Origin of the sequence: Fusobacterium sp. (genome assembly GCF_019012925.1) — a bacterium.
GTDB lineage: Bacteria > Fusobacteriota > Fusobacteriia > Fusobacteriales > Fusobacteriaceae > Fusobacterium_A.
Genome location: NZ_JAGIRL010000031.1, coordinates 20,132 through 40,242 on the forward strand (window position 1 = coordinate 20,132; position 20,111 = coordinate 40,242).

Consider the following 20,111-nt stretch of genomic DNA (forward strand, 5'->3'; position numbering starts at 1 on the left):
TCCTCCAAATCAAATACTATTTATTTAGTTTTGTCAAAGTTTCCCAAATTCCAGTTATATAACTTGCTCCTAAGGCTCTATCATATAGCCCATAACCTGGTTTACCTGTTTCTCCCCAAATCATTCTTCCGTGGTCTGGTCTTAAGTATCCATCAAAATTATTTTTAGATAGAACTCTCATAATTTCAACAATATCTAAAGATCCACAACCAGAATAATGAGCTGACTCTTCAAAACTTACTCCATCATTTAGAAGTTTTACATTTCTAACATGCATAAAATGTATTCTTCCCATAGCACTATATTTATCTACTAATTTTGGCATATCATTGAAGTTTGCACATCCTAAAGAACCAGTACATAAAGTTAATCCATTGTACTTACTATCAACTAAATTTAAGAATCTGTCTATGTTTTCCTCTTTAGTTATAATTCTTGGTAATCCAAATATAGACCAAGGTGGATCGTCAGGGTGAATTGCCATTTTGATATCATTTATCTCAGCTACTGGAATGATTTGCTCTAAGAAGTATTTTAAGTTTTCCCAAAGTCCTTCTTCTCCAATCTCTTTATATTTAGCAAATAGAGTTGCCATCTCTTCTTTAGTATAACTTGAATCCCATCCAGGTAGAGATAGTTCAGCATTTAATGGATCTAATTTATCAACTTGATCCTTATAATAAACTAATGTTGTAGAACCATCTTCTAACTCTTTATCTAATTGAGATCTTGTCCAGTCAAATACAGGCATGAAGTTGTAACAAATAACTTTTACTCCTGCTTTTGCTAGGTTTTCAATATTTTTTTTGTAATTTTCAATATATTTTTCTCTTGTAGGAAGTCCTAATTTAATATCTTCATGAACTGGAACACTTTCAATTACTTCAAATTTTAATCCAGCTTTTTCTACTTTTTCTTTTAAAACTTGAATTTTCTCCATTTCCCATACTTCTCCAACAGGAACATCATATATAGCTGTTACTATACTATGCATAGTTGGGATTTGTTTAATATACTGTAGAGTTACAGGGTCTGTATCTCCATACCATCTAAATGATAATTTCATTTTTCCTCCTTAAATTTATTTATATTTTAATCTTTTAGTTTAAAGTAATTTTTTGCATTTAAATAACAAATTTCTTTGATCATTGGTTCTAGGATTTCTAAATCATAAGGAATTTCACCCTCTTCTACCCAAGTTCCTATTAAATTGCACATTATTCTTCTAAAATATTCATGCCTTGTGTAAGATATAAAACTTCTAGAGTCAGTTAGCATTCCTATAAATCTTCTTAATAATCCTAAACTAGATAGTGTAGTCATTTGATTTATCATTCCATTTTTTTGATCTAAGAACCACCAACCTGAACCAAATTGCATTTTACCTGGCATTTCTCCACATTGGAAATTTCCGATCATAGTTCCTAACACTTCATTATCTTTAGGATTTAAACAGTATAATATTGTTTTTGGTAATTCCATAGTTTTTTCCAACTCATCCAATAATCTAGAAAGAGAATAAGCATAGTTATTATCTCCTATAGAGTCCATTCCAATATCTGCTCCTAATTTTTCAAACATTCTTGTGTTATTATTTCTTTGAGCTCCCATATGTAACTGCATTCCTAAATCATATTTTTTATACTCTCTAGCTAACTCTAAGAATATAGCAGTTTTATACATTTCTATCTCTTTTTTATTTAATTCTTTTTCTTCTAAGGACTTTTTAAATACTTCCTCTACTTCCTCTTTTGTAGCTAATTGGAAGAAAGGTTCTTCAAGACTGTGATCTGTTACTAAGCAACCTCTTTCTACAAAGAATTTAATTCTAATTTTTAATGCTTCTACCAATTTTTCAAAAGAATCTATTTTTATATTTGAAACTTCTGAAAGCTTGTTTATGTAATCTTTAAAACCAATTTTTTCTATTCCTAAAACTTTATCTGGTCTAAAAGTTGGTAGTACTTTTACACCAAATTCTTTATCTTCTGAAATCTCAAGATGATATTCAAGAGAGTCAATAGGATCATCTGTAGTGCATAAAGCTGTTACATTTGATTTTTTTATTAGTTCTTTTGTTGTAAATTCTGGAGTATTTAATAATGCATTTGCTCTATCCCAAATCTCCTTTGCATTTTTTTTATTTATTACTAGATCTATTCCAAAAAATCTTTTTAATTCTAAATGAGACCAATGGTATAATGGATTTCCAAAGCAATATTCAATAGTATTTACAAAAGCCATAAACTTATCAAAATCATCTGCATCTCCAGTGATATATTTCTCATCTATTCCATTACTTCTCATAGCTCTCCACTTATAATGATCTCCAGCAAGCCAAATTTCAGTCAAATTTTTATAATTTTTATTCTCAGAAATCTCTTTAGGATTTAAGTGACAATGATAATCAAAAATGGGCATATTTTTTGCATAATCATGATATAACTTTTTACTAACTTCTGTTTTTAAAAGGAAATCTTCATCCATAAATTTATACATATATATTACCTCCAATTAACTTACATACTTGTATACTAGTATGTTATAATATTTTTGTTATAATGTCAACTGTTTTTTACATAACAATTTGTTTTTTAAAAGGAAAATACTGTTTTAGTACAAATTTTAAAAGTGTTTTGTTTTTGTAAAATAAAACTAGGGCCATTGCAAATTCTATTGCAACAGCCCTAGTCAAAAAGCCATTATCTAAATATTAAAAGTAATGATACATTTATAAAGCTTAAAATTATTGAAAGAGAAACTACATTTATAGCTAAATCCATATCTCCGTCAGTTATAAAAACATAGGTTAATATATTATTTCCAATAGGAGAAAGAGCTCCTAATAAAATAATAGTTCTTCCCATCTCATCTAGAGGAAGCAACCTTCCTATAAGTGTTCCAACAACTAGAATTCCACCAATTTTTAATCCTATTATAATTAAACTTAATTTTAATCTAGTAAATTTTGGTGTAAAATATGCTCCAAGAGCTATCATTATTAAAACACCAGTGATATTTGCAATTTGTTGAAGAGTTATTTTAATTCCAAGTGGAATTTTAAATCCAATGATATTAATAATAACTCCTATGGCTAAAGCTATTATTAAAGGAGATTTAAGAATTTTGAGAATTTTCTCTTTAATATCGTCGTTTTTTGTAGTAATAAATATGGAATATACTACTGTTGTAACCATTATTAAATTTCCAGCATCAAAAAGAGAAAGGAGATAAACGTTTTTTTCACCGAAGAACATTATAAAAAAGGGGAGAATAAAAGTCATGTTCATTATAAGTGTTCCACCTCTAAATATTTTTCGTTCATTTTCACTCAGATTTATAAGTTTTGAAATAAAAAAACCTAAAAAAATCATAATACAATGAATAAAAATAGCTGAAATTGGATAGTATATTAAAGTTTTAGAAATTTTCATTGAACTTACAGATAGAATAATTACTGCAGGATTTGTTAAATAGAAAATTAACTTTAATAAGATAGAAGCCTCTTCTTTTGATAAGATTTTTAATATTTTTAATATATAACCAATAATAAAAAATAATATTATAGGTAATAATTTTTCAAAGATTATATCTAACACACTCTCTCCTAAAATTTAAAATAAGTTTTATTTTTCAAAATAGTTTGGGCATTTTTCAATAAATATTCCCAACATCTCTTTAAAATTAAATAAGTGTTCTGTAACCATATCATCAATAGATTCAAAACTATTTTTTTCTAGAATATCTATTATTTTTTCATGTTGAACTAGTATGTCTCTAAGATTCTTTTTTTCAATAACGTCGAAAAGTCGTAATCTATCATAATGAGTACTTAGTTTTTTAATTGCTTTCCAAATATTCAATTTATTACAAAATTCATATATAATTTCATGGAATTTGTTATCTAATCTAAAAAACTCATATATATCTTCTTCAAATTCTACAATTATTTTTTGATATTCTAAATTTTTTCTTAATTCTTTAATTAAAGAATCATTATTTTTTCTAGAGCATACCATTTTAAGTATCTCTTTATCGCAAATTTCTCTTAAAAATACAGCCTCTTCTATAAGCTTTAAATTCATTTTTGAGACTAGCGATCCTTTTTGAGGAAAAACATTAATCAATTTTTCTTCTTTTAGTTTTACAATTGCTTCTCTTACAGGAGTTCTACTAACATTTAAAGCTTGACTGATCTCTATTTCACTGAGAGCTTCTCCAGGCTTTAAAGATAGATTCATAATACTATCTTTCAAAATTCGATAAGTATACTGTTTGCTACTTTCTCCTTTAATTTTCTCTGTTATTTTAAAATCCATTCCTCATCCTCTTTCACCAATGATTTTCTCCTTATTCTACATCAAACTTTAGAAAAAAGCAATATTTATTGAGTTGCAGAATATATAAATATTTATTTTATGATTATTTTTTGAAAAGAAAATCTCTTCCTTTATGTAAAGAAGAGATTTTTCTATCAGTTTATTAGATTAATATAGAGAATTCTCTTTTATAAAATTAGCTACCTTTTCAGGAACTAGTTTAGAAATATCCTCATTGTTATGTATTTTTTTTCTAATCATAGTAGATGATATATCATAGAGAGGAGTATCGAGATAGATAAGATTTTTATGACTTATATCACCAGTGTATCCCTCTCTTCTAAATACCACTACTTTACTGAGTTCTAAAATTTTCTTATACTCTTTCCAAGTTGAGAAATAGTTAGCAGAATCCTCGCCAATAATCTCAAAAAACTCATTTTCTTCACCATATAGAGAGATAATTTTATAAAGTGTATCAATGGTATATGAAACTTTATGCTCATTTATCTCAATATCAGATACTGATATATTTTTTTCATTTTCAAAGGCTAATTCACACATTTTCATTCTAAGTTTTCCTTCAACTACTATATCATCTCTATGTGATGCTGTTCCAACAGGAATTATAATTATTTTATCAAGTTTAAGTTTATCTAATACAAATTTAACAATCTCTATATGAGCATTGTGAATTGGATTAAAGCTACCACCATAGATTCCTATTTTCATTTTAACTCCGCAATAGCTTCTAAAAGCTCTTGATAATTATTAGTGCAGATGACATTTTCTCTCAACTTCTCATTTCTAAATGTTCTCATCAGCTCAGAAACCAAAGAGAGATACTCTCTATTTTGTCCTTTTGGAGATCCGACTAGAATTATCAGTTTAACCTTTTCTCCATCTAATGAGTTAAAATCTACACCATTTTTAAGTAGTCCAATAGCTACAATTAATTTTTTTATCTTTTCACTTCTTGCGTGAGGGATTGCAATTCCCTGCCCAATACCAGTACTTCCTAACTCTTCCCTAGCCAATATATTTTCATAAAAATTATTCTCATCATTGAGAGCATCACTATTTTTTTTAATAAGCTCAACTAACATTTTTAAAGCCTCTTCTTTAGTAGGATTCCCTTCAATATAAGTTATTAGTTTACTGTTTAAATATTGTAACATACTCTCCTCCTACAAAAAATAGTTTAAAAGCTTTCTTTCTCTCTCATTTAATGGAGTAAATGAAACTGTATTCTCAATTTCAAATTTTAATTTATTTAGAGATCTGTTGTAATTATCCACTTCTATCTCCTCTAAAAGAGCTAGAGAAGATAGTATTCCTAAACCTTCAAGTGAGTTAAGAAGCTCTTTTTTATCTCTAAGCATTGTTTTAAGATCTGAAATTTCAATACTAATATCTAGACTCTTTTCATAGTTAGAAGTATTATCTCTATACTTACTAAAATAAGAGATAAATAGTGAGAATATATTCTCATCAAATTCAAGCATAGATCTTTTTAGAGCAAGAACCATTAAAGGTTTTAAGTTACTGCTCTCTCCTATTAGAGAGAAGTTAGCAAGAAGCTTAAAAAACGCATCCCTATCTCTTAAAAAAAGTTCTTTTCCATATTTTTTAGCAAAGTCATAGCTTCCATTAAACAGTGTTTTTATTAAGTTTAATCTCACTTTTTCAATATCTAAACTAGAAAATCTTTCAATTTTATCGTAGTTTTGTCTCTCTTTTATATCACTTGAATCAATAATCTCAGCAATTAGCTCAGCTTCATCTAAAAAAGCAGATACAGGAAGGGCTAAACTACCTCTTTTTCTCTTTAGATTTCCTAAAGTATCAACAGTAATATATGCTCTTTTATCTAAAAATTGAGCAGATTCACTTAAAAGTTGAATCTTTCCATACTCTTTTAAAAGTGCTACAAGCTCTTGCTCATTCTTCTCTTTAATTATATTAAGCATATCAAATTGCATTTTCTTTATTTCCTCCAATTCCTTTTAAACTATTATCCTCCAACAGTTTAAATTCTATTTTAAGTACAAAAAAGTTTTCCATAGGCATGTCAGTAGGTAACTTAACAAGATCTTTTTCTGTCATAATTATAAAAGATGCTTTCATACTGTCAGCACGTCTTTGTATAAGTTCAATATCCTTCTTTTTAAAATTGTGATGATCCATAAAATCCACTCTCTCTATGTAAGAAGGTTCAAGAGAGATCACAGTTTTTTCAAAATTTAAAGGATTTGCTAGACCAGAAAATAGTAAAACTCTTTTTCCCTTTACCCAAAACAAAGGCTTTTGATTTCCTTTTAGATCACAAAGAGATGTAACTCCATGTTTAGCAGTGGAAACTTCTTTACCTAACTTTTTCTTTAAATATTTTTTTATTCTTTCAACTTCTCTTTCACTAACTAAATCAGATTTTGTAATTATAAATTCAGAAGCTCTCTGTGCTCCCTTTTTAAAATCCTCTCTTAACATACCTTTAGGAAGAAGTTCCCCCCAACCAAAAGGATTTGTAGCATCAATAAGGACAATATCTCTATCACGATAGAGTTTTCTATGTTGAAATCCATCATCTAGTACAATGGTATCAACATCAAAATGTTTTTTAGCAAACATACAAGCCTTATATCTATTTGAGCTAACAATTATGGGAACCTTGAGATTTAAAGCGTGGATAAATGGTTCATCTCCACTCTCTCTAGGGGTTGCAAATATTTGAAAACCATCACTGACCAGAAGTGGCTCTCTCTTTCTCTTACCTCTATATCCTCTAGAAACCACAGCTACTTTTCTTCCCATTTTTTGTAGTCTTTTAACAAAGTATTGTACAGCAGGGGTTTTACCAGTACCCCCTACCGTTATATTTCCTATACAGATAACTTCTACTCCGTCAACTCTTTTTATGGGAAGTATCTCTTTATCAAAGAGAAAATTCCTAAAAGAGGTGATGAGATAATATATATATGATAATATCCTCATTATTACTCCTCGAATAAAAATGTTTTACTCTATATTGTACCCCTAGTAAAAGTAAAAAGTCAAGGTATTTCTAAAACCTTACAGGTACTATTTTAGAAACTCCTATTTCTTTGTTCATAGTTACACCAAAAATACTCTCTGATTCTCTCATTGTATCCTTATTATGAGTAATTAATATGAATTGAGATCTATCTGTAAATTCCTTTAGTTTTCCAATAAGTTTTCTAGTATTCTTTTCATCAAGAGCAGCTTCGATCTCGTCAAGGAACGTAAATGGACTTGGTTTGAACATAAAGATTCCCATAATAAAAGCAATAGCTACCATTGATTTCTCTCCACCAGACAGTAAAGATAGAGATTGTCTTTTTTTATTTCTAAACTTAATATATATCTCAATACCACACTCATCAAAGTTATCAGGATTATTTAAGATTAACTTTCCTTCAGCATTGTTAATAGTTTCCATACACATCTTGTTAAAATTTTCATCAATAGATTTATATGCTGTAAAGAATCTATCATGAATAGTTGTATCTATCTCTTTAACCAAATTTAGTAATACAGTTTTACCGTTGACTAAATCCTCTCTTTGTGTAGTCAAGAATGTATATTTTTCATTTAACTCTTTAAACTCCTCAATTGCTAGTAGATTTACAGCTTGGAAGTTTCTTAGTTGATTATCTAGAGTTTTAAATCTCTCCTTTTCTGATTTTAAATTAGTTATATCAATTTCTAAACCTTTTATATCTTCAAGAGACTCAAGATTTTCACCTAATTTTTCAATATCTAGTTTCAATCTATTAATAGATTCATTTAATTTGTTCAAACTATCTTTTTTATGTAGAAGATAGCTATCCAATTCTTTTCTTGTTTTTAGTAGAGTATGTTCCTCCTCTAGTAGTTTTTCATTAGTCTGTTTTTTCAGAGTGATCTCACTATTTTCACTCTCATATCTTAAAACTCTCTCATTTATTTCAGAAGTCAAACTCTCCTCTTGTTTTTCAAGAGTTGAAATTTCAACTCTTAATTGAGAGATCTTATTTTTTAAATTTTCTATCTCAGAAGAGAGTAGGAAAAACTCTCTTTTCTCCTTCTCCTTCTCCTTTTCAATTTGATTAACTCTATCTTGAGAGTTTAGGAAGATGATCTTTTTATCAGCAAATTCCTCTCTTTTGCTATTTATAATAACATTGATCTCTTGAGCTTTAACAATATCTTCCTCTTCCTCTTTTTTGAGATTTTCAATGATAGTGGCAATTCTCTCTTTTTCGCTATTAGAGTTTATAATCTTCTTTTCAAATTCCTCGTTATATCTTATCTCATCTTCAAGTTCTAATTTTATTGTTCTAATCTCTTTACTGATTCTTTCAACTTTTGAATTACAATCTTCAAAATACTCTTGTGCAATTCTACACTGCTTTCTTAAATCCTCTTGAGTAGAGTCTAATTTATCTATCTCATTCTCATAATTTTCAAGATCCTTACTTATCTTGTTCTGTTTCTCTATTCCTTGAGTAATAGAAGTCTGTAGTTTTTCAACCTGCTCCTTAAGTTGTTTGATCTCTTTTTTTCTCTCGAATAGTAGACTAGCAGTGGAGTTACCAGAATCCCCACCTGTAATTCTACCTCTAGAACTCAATAGCTCTCCAGCAAGAGTTACAACATTTCCACCAAACATAGAGTTTTTTATGATTTTTAAAGCAGTATCCATATTTTCAACTATTAAAAGATTTCCTAAAATAAAATCAGCAACAATTTTAAATTTTGCTTCTGTATTTACTAAATTTGAAGCTAATCCAATCACTCCAGGAAGATTTATATTTGGTTCTTTTTTAGGAGTTACTTTGATTGTATCTAAGGCTAGAAAAGAGGCTCTTCCAGACTTTTTTTCCTTTAAGATGTTGATAGCTTTTTTAGCTACGTCACTTGTGGTAACAATTATATCCTGTATGTTTCCAGGTACACCAGCTTCAATGGCTTTCATATATTTCTCAGGAACGTTAACAAGTGAGATGAAAACTCCTTCCACTCCAGGAATTTTACTGTTTAAAACCTCTTTAACTCCTTTGAAGAATCCCTCGTTGTTCTCTTCCATTCTAAGTAGAGCTTGGAGTTTAGCTGAAAATCTCTTTTCATCATATTCAGAGGTTCTAATAATCTCTGAAAGTCTATTCATCTCTTGGCTACATTTACTGATCTCGCTCTCTAAAAAGATACCTCTCTCCTTAGTTTTTTCAAGAGTTAATACTTTTTCCTCTTTAGATTTTTTAGATAGAGTAAGTTCTTTTTCAGCTATCTCCATTTTTTTATTACTATCATCTAACTCCTTTTGCAATGAGCCAATCTTATTGCTACTTCCCTTAGCTCTTCTGCTAGAATTTTCAATATCATTTAGGAGTTTCATTTTTTCTAATTCTAGCTCCATACTTCTCTTTTTCTTAAGTTCTCTAGCTATATTGAAGTTTTCTCTCTCTTTTTCTAAATCTTTTATCTCATTTTCAAAAACTTGATTCTCTTCAAAGAGAGTTTTAACTCTATTTTCTATCTCCAATGCTTCTTTATCTAAGTTATTAAGAACAATTTGTTTTTCTTCTAGTCTAATGTGATTTTGCTTAGAGCTTTCCTCTTTTTCAACAATCTCTCTTTTAAAACTAGCACATCTCTCAACAACTCTTACTTTTTCTCTCTCTTTCTCATCAATCTCTTTTTTTAACTCTTGATTTTTATCTCCATTCTCTTCAATATATTTTTTCAAAGTGGCTTTTTCTTCATCAATAGCTTCTAATCTTTTCTCTATTCCTTGAAATTCAACTTGTAGATTTGAATTCTCTTCAGATAATTTCTCGTAATTAGAAAGATCTCTAGAAAGATCTGAGTTTTTAGCTTCATATTCACAACTGTATATTCCTTTAGCAAGGGAGTCTCTGTTTTCTTTTAGATTAAGGTATTCTTGAGCTTTGCCAGCTTGTTTTTCAACTCTCTCTTTATTCTCTCCCACTTCTTTTAGAACTAAATCAATCTTTTCTAACTCTGAATCAACATTTTCTAGATTTTTAACAGCCTCATTTTTTTGACTTTGGAATTTTTTAATTCCAGCAGCTTCTTCAATTATACTTTTTATCTCTTTTGAAGATGAGCCTATTATTCTTTCGACCTTCCCTTGTCCAATTACAGAGTAAGCACTTTTACCAACTCCGGTATCTAAAAATAGATTTCCAATATCTTTTAATCTAGTTTTTGTATCATTTATAAAGTACTCATTTTCACCTGTTGAATGTAGTTTTCTAGTGATTTTAATCTCGTCATTTTCCACAGGTAAAAAACGATCGTTATTGTCAATATAAAGAGAAACTTCTGCAAAATTCATAGGTTTTTTATCTTTTCCACCAGAAAATATAACATCTGCACTCTCTTTCGCTCTTATATTTTTATATGATTGTTCTCCCAATACCCAAAGTACTGCATCAAGTATATTTGATTTACCACTTCCGTTAGGACCAACAATTGAGGTAAGCCCTCTATTAAATTCTATATAAACCTTTTCTCCAAAGGATTTAAAACCAAAAATTTCTACTGCTTTTAAAAACATTTATACCACCCTGTAATATAGTAATTTATTCTTGAAATTCATCTATTGCTTTCCAAGTAATTACCTTTACATCTGAGTAATCTTTTGGAGCATTAGAGCAACATGAACCACAACTTTTTTTATCTTTAGAGCAACCACCACAACCAGATGAAGTAGAGCATTCCTCATTCTCTCTCTTTTGAAACTCTTCATATGTTTCTAAGTATCCTTCTTTTGTAAGTCTTTCAAAGGATTGAGATAACTCTTCATAGCTGATTCCTAAGTTTTTAACTATTGCTAATTCACTATAGACACCAGCAGATAAGAGAAATTTTATAACTTTAATATCTATATCATTTAAATTTTTACTCATATAATCTCCTTACAATAAAATCTTCTGTTAAAAAATTATACCATATTTTTAACCTATCTACTATGTAAATATTTTAGAAATATTAAAGGAGAAGAGTGTTTGTAATCCACTCTTCTCCTCAGTAAGATACAACTATTTTTTTCTGTATAGTCCTATTCCATCTCCAAAAGGAAGAAGTACAAACTCCCCTCCCTCTCTCTCATAGAGATAGTCAATAAATTCATTCAATCTTCTAACTATTGTCTTGAATCTTTTTGGAAACTCTTTGTACAGATAACCTCTAAACATAATATTGTCGATAAATATGATTCCATTTTCATTAAGAAGCTTATAAGAATCTTCAAAAAATTCCATATAGTGTCCTTTTGAGGCATCTATAAAAACAAAGTCAAATTTATCATTAATTTTTTTAATCTCCTCTACAGCATCTCCCTTAATAGAGATTATATTATCTAAATTAGATTTTTTAAAATTTTCTTGAGCTAGATTGAATCTTTCCTCATCAATCTCAATGGTATATAGCTTTCCACCATTTTTCTGAATCTCTCTAGCCATAAGGATTCCAGAGTAACCAATAGCAGTCCCCACCTCTAAAACATTTTTAAATTGGTGACTTTTAACTATAAATTTTAAGTATTCAGCTACCTCTTTTGTCACAATAGGAACATTAAACTCTTCAGCATATTTTTCCATCTCAAGAATAAGTGTGTCCTTCTCTTTAATCTTATCAATTATATATCTATTTGCTTCTTTTAACTCTTCTAACATTCTTTTCCTCTCTTTTTTAATTTTACGATATAGAATCCATCTAGGATCTCCTCTTTATAATCTACAGTGAATCCACCTACCTCATCAAAAGTTCCATTTACATTTTCAGGAATATAGAGATCAGTTGTAGTAAATTCAGGGTATTTTTCTAAAAACTTTTTAATATTTTTACCATTTTCTTCAGCTAAAATAGTACAAGTACTATATACTAACTCACCACTCTCTTTTAAAATTTGAGAGGCTGATTCTAAGATTTCAAACTGTAACTTAGCAAGTTCTTCTACGTTTTCAGAGTCTTTGTTATATATAGCTTCAGGTTTTTTTCTAAGTACACCATATCCACTACAAGGTGCATCTACTAAAATTTTATCAAACTTTTTTCCCTGTTGATTAAGTTTTCTAGCATCCATCTTTACAGGTTGAACTATGGTAATACCACACTTTTTACAGTTTTCCTCTATAAGTTTTAATTTATGTGGATAGATATCTAGAGCTAAAAGCTCTCCTTCATTTTTCATAAGTTCCCCTAAAACTGCTGTTTTTCCACCAGGTGCACTACAAGTATCTAGGACTGACTCCCCGCTTTTAGGAGCTAAGTTTCTAGCTGAAAGATATGAAGAGCCATCTTGAACAATTATCTTTCCAGATTTAAACTCGTCACTGTATAGTAATATTCCAGAGTCAACATAGTAAACAGTATCGACTTTTTTTATAATATCAATCTTCTTCTCTTGTAATAACTTTTCAAACTCATCAGTTGTATATTTTAAAGTGTTAACTCTAAAGCTGATATAGGGTATTTTTTTTAGAGATTTTAGAAATAACTCTCCCTCTTCAACACCATACTCATCAATAAGTTTTTCATAAAACCACTGTGGGTATGATAGATAGATGTGAGCTTTTCCACTCTCTTTTAAATCTTTTACATCATCTTTCCACTCTCTTTGATAACTTCTTAAAACTCCATTTACAAATTTTCCTACAGGGACACCAAACTTTTTCTTAGATAGTTCTGTGGCTTCCCAAATGACACCTTTATCATCACTATTCATAAAACTCATCTGATACATAGAGATTCTTAACATATTTTTTAACCAATCTTTTTTTACAGATGTAGTCCTCTTTTCAATCTCATAATCAAGGAAAATTTTATTTCTAATCACTCCGTAAAAAAGTTCAGTGATAAATCCTCTCTCTTTTTTTGATAGAGCATTATCTTTAAAATACTCATTGAGAGCTATATTGGAATATTTTCCATTTTCAACCTCTTTAATTAAGCTGATAACTCTAGCTTTTATATTCATTATTAGCCTCCTAATTTTTTCATTCACTTATATTATACAATATTTAAGGATTAATTTGTAGTAATATAGAATTTTTATTTGCCTTTTTTAAATTAAAATGGTAATCTATAATAAGAGAGATTTTTATATATGGAGGTTTTATACATGGAGGTTCCGTTGGAAGATATTTTTCATTTATTAGAGACGAATCAACTAAACAAGGTTAGAGAGGTATTAGCTGATATGCAACCAGTTGATATAGCTGAATACTTCGAGGATATGAGTAGAGAACAGGGGTTGAAACTTTTTAGAATTTTACCTAAGAGTTTATCTTCTGATATCTTTAGCTATCTTTCTTCTGATAAACAGCAGGAGATCATTGAAAATATAACTGATGAAGAGGTACGTAATATCATAAATGATATGTTTATTGATGACACTGTGGATTTTATTGAGGAGATGCCAGCTAATGTAGTAGACAAGATTTTACAAAATACTACATCTGATATGAGAAATCTTATAAATCAGTTTTTAAGATATCCAGAAAATAGTGCTGGTAGTGTTATGACAGTTGAGTATGTTTCACTAAAAAATGATATGAATATTGGACAAGCATTACACTCTATCAAAAGATTTGGAATTGATAATGAGACAATTGATATCTGTTATATAATAGATAATCAGAGAAAACTTGTGGGGTATATATCATTAAAGAAATTGATTTTCTTAGATGATGATGTACCACTTATAGAGGCAATGGAGACAAATGTAATAAGTTGTCGTACAACTGATGATCAGGAAAATATTGCTTCAGACTTTAGAAAGTACGACTTGACATCTATGCCAGTTGTGGATAATGAAGATAGACTAGTTGGAATTATCACGATAGATGACGTAGTTGACGTTATTGATCAGGAGTACACAGAGGATTTACAAAAGATGGCAGCAATGGCTCCATCAGATGAAGAGTATTTGAAAGAGTCAGTTTTTTCTTTGGTAAAACAGAGAATAGGGTGGCTTTTAATTTTAATGATACTTGCAACTTTTACAGGGATAATAATTAGGACATATGAGGGAGTTTTACAATCAGCTATGGTATTGATCTCATTCATACCTATGCTAATGTCAACAGGTGGAAATGCAGGAGCTCAGGCTTCTACTCTTATTACAAGAGGTATCGCCTTAGAAGAGATTGAACTATCAGATATTAAAGAGATATTCTGGAAAGAGTTAAGAGTAAGTATAGTTATTGGTTTAGTTTTATCAGTAGTAAACTTTTTAATAATCTATTACTTAAGTGACATAGACTATACAGTATCTTTTGCAATATCTTTAAGTTTATTTATTACAATAATAATAGCTAAAGGAGTGGGAAGCACTCTTCCAATAGTGGCAAAAGGATTTAAATTAGATCCAGCAATTATGGCTAGTCCTTTAATTACAACTATAATTGATGCCTGTGCCTTGATAGTATTTTTCTTGGTATCAACTCACTATTTACATTTAGCTTAATATAACAGAGAGGTGACAAACCTCTCTTATTTTTTAGTTAATAAAATAAATAAAAAAAGTCTGTAAATTTTTTAATAAAATGTTAAATATTTCTGAAGAATAGGGTATAATATAAACATAGTAATAAAAGAGTATTGAGGAGGCAACTTATGAATTATTTAGATTATTATAAAATGTGGTTAAACTCTGATGTTATAACTAAAGAAGACAGAGAGGAGCTTTTAAATATAAAAGATGATGAAAAAGAGATAGAAAACAGATTTTATACTGATTTAAGCTTTGGAACTGCTGGAATGAGAGGTATAAGAGGAGTTGGAAGAAATAGAATCAATAATTACAATATAAGAAAGGCAACTCAAGGATTAGCTGATTATATCTTAAAATCTACTGGAGAGTTGGGAGCTAAAAAAGGGGTAGCAATAGCTTATGATTGTAGAATAGGATCTACTGAATATGCTTTGAATACAGCTCTTGTTTTGGCAGGAAATGGAATAAAAGCTTACCTGTTTGAATCTCTAAGATCTACTCCAGAGCTTTCTTTTGCAACTAGAGAGTTAAAAGCTCAAGCTGGAGTGATGGTAACAGCATCACACAATCCACAGGAGTACAATGGATACAAAGTATATTGGGAAGATGGAGCTCAGATAGTAGAGCCACAAGCAAGTGGAGTGGTAAATGCTGTAAACTCTGTTGACCTATTCAAAGATATAAAGATTATAAGTGAAGAGGAAGCTATAGCTCAAGGATTACTAGAATATATAGGGAAAAAAGTAGATGATAGATTTATAGAGGAAGTTGAAAAACAGGCTATAAATAGAGATTTACCAAATAAAAAAGAGTTTAAAATAGTGTACTCACCATTGCATGGAACAGGAAGAGTAGCAGTACAGAGAGTATTGAAAGAGATGGGGTATGAGTCTGTATACACAGTTCCAGAACAAGAGATGCCAGATGGAATGTTCCCAACTTGTTCATATGCTAATCCAGAGGATAAAGCTGTTTTTAAATTGAGTACAGAGTTAGCAGATAGAGTGGGAGCAACTCTATGTTTAGCTAATGACCCAGATGCAGATAGAACAGGAATAGCAATAAAAGATGACAATAATGAGTGGTACTACCCTAATGGAAATCAATTGGGAATCTTATTGATGAACTATCTTTTAGAGATGAAAAAAGATATTCCAGCTAATGGAGCTGTAATCTCAACTATTGTTTCAACACCGATGTTAGACGTCATAGCAAAAGATAAGGGAGTACAACTATTTAGAACATTGACAGGATTTAAATATATAGGAGAAAAGATTAGACAGTTTGAAAATAAAGAGTTAGATGGAACATTCCTATTTGGATTTGAAGAGTCGATAGGTTACTTAGTTGGAACTCATGTAAGAGATAAAGATGCAGTTGTAGCTTCTCTTATGATAGCTGAAATGGCTACTTACTATGACAGTATAGGATCAACTCTATATAGAGAGCTAAATAAATTATATGAGAAATATGGTTGGTATAAAGAGGAAACTGTTTCTGTAACAAAAACAGGAAAATCAGGACTAGAGGCAATTGGAAAAATAATGGAGAATATGAGAAATAAAGCTCATACAGTAATATGTGGTAAGAAAGTATCTATAATTAAAGATTATAAATTACAAGTGGAAAAGGATTGTTTAACAGGTCAAGAGAAGAGAATTGAATTACCAAAATCTGATGTTATTCAAATTATCTTAGAAGATAAGACATATATTACAGTTAGACCTTCTGGAACAGAGCCAAAAATAAAATACTACTTGTGTGTTGTAGATTCAGACAATAAAAAAGCTGATGAAAAACTTCAATATGTAAAAGAGGAGTTTATAAAATATATAGATACATTATAGTTAGGAGGAGATAATGTTAGATGGAGTTTACATCCATATTCCTTTCTGTATGAATAAATGTAACTACTGTGATTTCCTATCTTTCAAATCAAATGAAGATGATAGGAAAAAATATGTGGATTATATTTTAAAAGAGATAGACTTATATCCTGAATATGAGTATGACACAGTCTACTTGGGAGGGGGGACTCCCTCTCTTTTAGATTGTGAAGATGTGGAGAGGATAATAAAAAGATTAAAGATAAAAGATGGAGCAGAGGTAACTTTGGAGGTAAATCCTAAGACTGTAGATTTAGAAAAGTTAAGAGGATTTAAAAAGGCTGGAATAAATAGAGTGAGTATTGGAATTCAAACTTTTGATGATGAGATGTTAAAAGTATTAGGAAGAATGCATAGCTCTAAAGAGGGAATAGAGACTTATTTACAAGCTAGGGAAGCTGGCTTTGAGAATATAAGTTTAGATCTTATGTTTTCACTTCCAAACCAAAGTTTACAAGCAGTGAAATCAGATCTGCATAGATTGCTAGAGTTAAGACCTGACCATTTTTCAATCTACTCATTGATTTGGGAAGAGGGGACACCGTTTTTTAAGAAATTAGAAGAGGGAGTGTACAGTGAAACTGAGAATGAATTGGAAGCTCAAATGTTTGAATATATAATAGATAAATCTCAAGAGATGGGGTATATTCACTATGAGATCTCCAATTTTTGTTTACCTAATAGAGAGGCTCGACACAACTCTAAATACTGGGAAAATAGAGAGTATTTAGGGATAGGATTGGGAGCTTCAGGATATATAGATAAAAAGAGATACAAAAATCAGGTGCAAATTTCTAAATATTATGATACTATAGATAAAAGAGAAATACCAATATTGGAAAGTGAATTTGTAGATTTAGACTCAAAGGAGCAATATAAATATATGTTGGGATTCAGACTTCTAAAAAAGGGAGTAGTTCCAAGTGAGAAATATTTAAAAAAATGTCTAGAATTGGAAGAAAAAGGTTTTTTATACAGAGTAGGGGAGCATTTTCTTCTCACAAGAAAGGGGATAATGCTTGCTAATGATGTTCTAGATGAGTTTATTTAAATGGAGTTGAAAGATGAGTAGTATAGAAAAGAATATTGAAGATATTCAAGAGGATATAAAAAATTATTCAATATATCCTGAAAAAGTAAAATTTATTGCAGTTACTAAGTATGTACAATCAGATGTTATGGATGAAATATTGAACTGTAATGTAAGAGTGTTTGGTGAAAATAAGGCACAGGTTATCAAAGAGAAGTATGAAAAATACAACTCAGAAAATAAAGATGATATTGAGTGGCACTTTATAGGGAATCTTCAAAAAAATAAGGTTAAGTATATAGCCCCATTTATTAAGTTGATACACTCTGTAAATAAACTTTCTCTAGCTCAGGAGATTGATAAGAGAGCTCTTCAAAATAACAGAAAGATAGATGTTCTGTTAGAGATAAATATAGCTGGAGAAGAGAGTAAAGAGGGGTATGATTTGGAGGATCTATATGGTGAGTTGCCAGAACTTATGGCACTAAAGAACATAAATATCATAGGTCTTATGACAATGGCTCCATTTACAGATGATAAAGAGTTGGTGACAGGAGTATTTAGAAGGCTTAGAGAGATAAAGGATGAGCTGAATGAAAGATACTTTAAAGGTCAACTTACAGAGTTATCTATGGGTATGACAAATGATTATAAATTAGCCCTAAAAGAGGGTGCTACTCTCATAAGAGTAGGTAGAAAAATATATGAGAAATAGGAGGAGAGTAGAGATGAGCAAGAAAAAGCTTTTTGATAATGTTAAGGAGTTTTTTGGATTTCCAGATGGAATCGAAGAGGATGAAGAGTTAAGATTCGAAGATAGTGGAATAACAGAAGTTGAGATAAATAAGGGAAGTACAGTTCAAAATGAAGTTGAATCTACTCCAGCTCCACATATTCCTCATACAGGATTTAAGCAGAAACAGACTTCAAGTTTAGAAAATGAGATCAGTAGTGGAAGCAATTGTCAAACAATATTTTTAGATCCAAAAGCATTTTCTGATTGTAGAAAAATAGTAGATTATATAAGAGCAGATAAGATGGTAACATTAAATCTAGAGTATTTAGATGAGGATACAGCAATTAGACTTATGAATTTCTTGTCAGGAGCTATGACTGTAAAGGAATCTAACTATCTAGTAATTAGCAAAAAAGTTTATACAATAGTTCCTAAGAGTATGAAGGTTTATTATGAGGATAAAAAGACTATGAACCCAAGAATATTCAAGGATTTTGGAAAAGAAGAGAGGTAGAAGTGGAAAAAAGAAGGAGAGCATTGGCACTATTTTCAGGTGGATTGGATAGTGCTTTAGCAATAAAAGTTGTAAAAGATCAAGGGATTGATGTTATTGCATTAAATTTTGTATCACATTTTTTTGGCGGAAAAAATGAAAAAGCTGAGAAAATGGCAGAACAATTAGGGATAAAAGTGGAGTATGTACATTTTGAAAAAAGACATACTGAAGTGGTGAAAAATCCTGTCTATGGAAGAGGGAAAAATATGAATCCTTGTATAGATTGCCACTCTCTTATGTTTAAAGTAGCAGGAGAGCTTTTAGAAAAGTATGATGCGGATTTTGTAATATCTGGAGAGGTATTAGGTCAAAGACCTATGTCACAAAACTCTGCTGCTTTAGAAAAAGTAAAAAAATTATCAGGTATGGATGAGTTAATAGTTAGACCATTATCGGCAAAACTATTACCACCTAGTAAACCAGAATTAGAGGGATGGATAGATAGAGAAAAGCTCCTAGATATTCAAGGAAGAAGTAGACAGATTCAGATGGAGTTAATGGAAAAATATGGATTAAAAGAGTATCCTAGTCCAGGTGGAGGTTGCCTATTGACAGATCCAGCTTTTTCTGATAGACTATCTGTATTAGAAAAAGATGGGTATTTAGAAGAGGATTACTCATTCCTTTTCCACTTGATCAAGAAGAGTAGATTTTATAGATTAGATAAAGGTAAGTATTTGTTTGTAGGTAGAGATCAAGAGGGAAATGAGAGAATAGCAGGATATAAAGAGTTAGGAAGTTTTTACCTATGTGGACATAGAGTTCCAGGACCTCATATGTTAGGGTTTGGAGAGTTTACACAGGAAGAGCTAGAGTTGGTAAAAGAGTTATTTTCAAGATACTCTAAATGTAAGGGTAAAGAGGAGATCGAAGTTAGAATAGATGGAGAGATCTCTAAGGTGCCAGTAGTAGATGTAGAAAAAGTAGAACAGTTTATGAAAAAATATCAAATAGTAGGATAGTAGGATTGTAGTTAAATATGTTAAATTAGAGCGACTGAATTAGTTTAATTTAGGTGTTTATTTTTGTATAACATTCCTTAAATTATCTAAGCCAGTC

Annotated in this window: 18 protein-coding genes; 6 read left to right on the forward strand and 12 right to left on the reverse strand. The window is 30.0% G+C overall.

Annotation, left to right across the window (positions count from 1 at the left end):
• Positions 1 to 16: 16 nt before the first annotated feature.
• From uxuA to rsmB, 12 genes are all read right to left on the reverse strand, one after another.
• Positions 17 to 1,066 carry a mannonate dehydratase gene (gene uxuA / locus QZ286_RS05850; protein ID WP_291256038.1) on the reverse strand — a complete coding sequence of 350 codons (1,050 nt, stop codon included), beginning with the start codon at positions 1,064 to 1,066 and terminating at the stop codon, positions 17 to 19.
• A 26-nt stretch (positions 1,067 to 1,092) separates the two neighbouring features.
• Entirely contained in the window at positions 1,093 to 2,499 is a 1,407-nt protein-coding gene (gene uxaC, locus QZ286_RS05855; RefSeq protein ID WP_291256039.1) for a glucuronate isomerase, read from the reverse strand.
• Between the two features lie 203 nt (positions 2,500 to 2,702).
• Positions 2,703 to 3,599: an AEC family transporter gene (locus tag QZ286_RS05860; RefSeq protein WP_291256040.1), complete on the reverse strand. Its 897-nt coding sequence runs from the start codon at positions 3,597 to 3,599 to the stop codon at positions 2,703 to 2,705.
• Between the two features lie 27 nt (positions 3,600 to 3,626).
• A complete protein-coding gene (locus QZ286_RS05865; protein ID WP_291256041.1) occupies positions 3,627 to 4,319 on the reverse strand; it encodes a GntR family transcriptional regulator in 693 nt (230 codons plus the stop codon).
• A 168-nt stretch (positions 4,320 to 4,487) separates the two neighbouring features.
• The gene (gene nadD / locus QZ286_RS05870; RefSeq protein WP_291256042.1) at positions 4,488 to 5,051 is read right to left on the reverse strand and encodes a nicotinate (nicotinamide) nucleotide adenylyltransferase; all 564 of its coding nucleotides are present in this window, start codon (positions 5,049 to 5,051) and stop codon (positions 4,488 to 4,490) included.
• Positions 5,048 to 5,497 carry a PTS sugar transporter subunit IIA gene (locus tag QZ286_RS05875; RefSeq protein ID WP_291256043.1) on the reverse strand — a complete coding sequence of 150 codons (450 nt, stop codon included), beginning with the start codon at positions 5,495 to 5,497 and terminating at the stop codon, positions 5,048 to 5,050. The genes nadD and QZ286_RS05875 overlap by 4 nt, the downstream gene beginning before the upstream one ends.
• A gap of 9 nt (positions 5,498 to 5,506) precedes the next feature.
• Positions 5,507 to 6,301: a hypothetical protein gene (locus QZ286_RS05880; protein ID WP_291256044.1), complete on the reverse strand. Its 795-nt coding sequence runs from the start codon at positions 6,299 to 6,301 to the stop codon at positions 5,507 to 5,509.
• Positions 6,291 to 7,313 (reverse strand): tetraacyldisaccharide 4'-kinase, encoded by a 1,023-nt coding sequence (lpxK, locus tag QZ286_RS05885; protein ID WP_291256045.1) that lies wholly within the window; start codon positions 7,311 to 7,313, stop codon positions 6,291 to 6,293. Before lpxK ends, QZ286_RS05880 begins: the two co-directional genes overlap by 11 nt.
• A gap of 70 nt (positions 7,314 to 7,383) precedes the next feature.
• The gene (smc, locus tag QZ286_RS05890) at positions 7,384 to 10,902 is read right to left on the reverse strand and encodes a chromosome segregation protein SMC (RefSeq protein WP_291256046.1); all 3,519 of its coding nucleotides are present in this window, start codon (positions 10,900 to 10,902) and stop codon (positions 7,384 to 7,386) included.
• 25 nt (positions 10,903 to 10,927) lie between these two features.
• Positions 10,928 to 11,254: a hypothetical protein gene (locus tag QZ286_RS05895; protein WP_291256047.1), complete on the reverse strand. Its 327-nt coding sequence runs from the start codon at positions 11,252 to 11,254 to the stop codon at positions 10,928 to 10,930.
• A gap of 132 nt (positions 11,255 to 11,386) precedes the next feature.
• Positions 11,387 to 12,022, reverse strand: coding sequence for an O-methyltransferase (locus QZ286_RS05900; RefSeq protein ID WP_291256048.1), 636 nt, complete (start codon positions 12,020 to 12,022; stop codon positions 11,387 to 11,389).
• Positions 12,016 to 13,326 (reverse strand): 16S rRNA (cytosine(967)-C(5))-methyltransferase RsmB, encoded by a 1,311-nt coding sequence (gene rsmB / locus QZ286_RS05905; protein ID WP_367243731.1) that lies wholly within the window; start codon positions 13,324 to 13,326, stop codon positions 12,016 to 12,018. The genes QZ286_RS05900 and rsmB overlap by 7 nt, the downstream gene beginning before the upstream one ends.
• A gap of 156 nt (positions 13,327 to 13,482) precedes the next feature.
• Here rsmB and mgtE point away from each other — a divergent pair, with 156 nt between their 5' ends.
• From mgtE to QZ286_RS05935, 6 genes are all read left to right on the forward strand, one after another.
• Positions 13,483 to 14,817, forward strand: coding sequence for a magnesium transporter (gene mgtE / locus QZ286_RS05910; protein WP_291256087.1), 1,335 nt, complete (start codon positions 13,483 to 13,485; stop codon positions 14,815 to 14,817).
• 149 nt (positions 14,818 to 14,966) lie between these two features.
• The gene (locus tag QZ286_RS05915) at positions 14,967 to 16,691 is read left to right on the forward strand and encodes a phospho-sugar mutase (protein WP_291256049.1); all 1,725 of its coding nucleotides are present in this window, start codon (positions 14,967 to 14,969) and stop codon (positions 16,689 to 16,691) included.
• Between the two features lie 13 nt (positions 16,692 to 16,704).
• Positions 16,705 to 17,781: a radical SAM family heme chaperone HemW gene (hemW, locus tag QZ286_RS05920; protein WP_291256050.1), complete on the forward strand. Its 1,077-nt coding sequence runs from the start codon at positions 16,705 to 16,707 to the stop codon at positions 17,779 to 17,781.
• A 13-nt stretch (positions 17,782 to 17,794) separates the two neighbouring features.
• Positions 17,795 to 18,475 carry a YggS family pyridoxal phosphate-dependent enzyme gene (locus QZ286_RS05925; RefSeq protein WP_291256051.1) on the forward strand — a complete coding sequence of 227 codons (681 nt, stop codon included), beginning with the start codon at positions 17,795 to 17,797 and terminating at the stop codon, positions 18,473 to 18,475.
• A 13-nt stretch (positions 18,476 to 18,488) separates the two neighbouring features.
• The gene (sepF, locus tag QZ286_RS05930; protein WP_291256052.1) at positions 18,489 to 19,010 is read left to right on the forward strand and encodes a cell division protein SepF; all 522 of its coding nucleotides are present in this window, start codon (positions 18,489 to 18,491) and stop codon (positions 19,008 to 19,010) included.
• A 2-nt stretch (positions 19,011 to 19,012) separates the two neighbouring features.
• Positions 19,013 to 20,014: a 7-cyano-7-deazaguanine synthase gene (locus QZ286_RS05935; protein WP_291256053.1), complete on the forward strand. Its 1,002-nt coding sequence runs from the start codon at positions 19,013 to 19,015 to the stop codon at positions 20,012 to 20,014.
• Positions 20,015 to 20,111 lie beyond the last annotated feature (97 nt).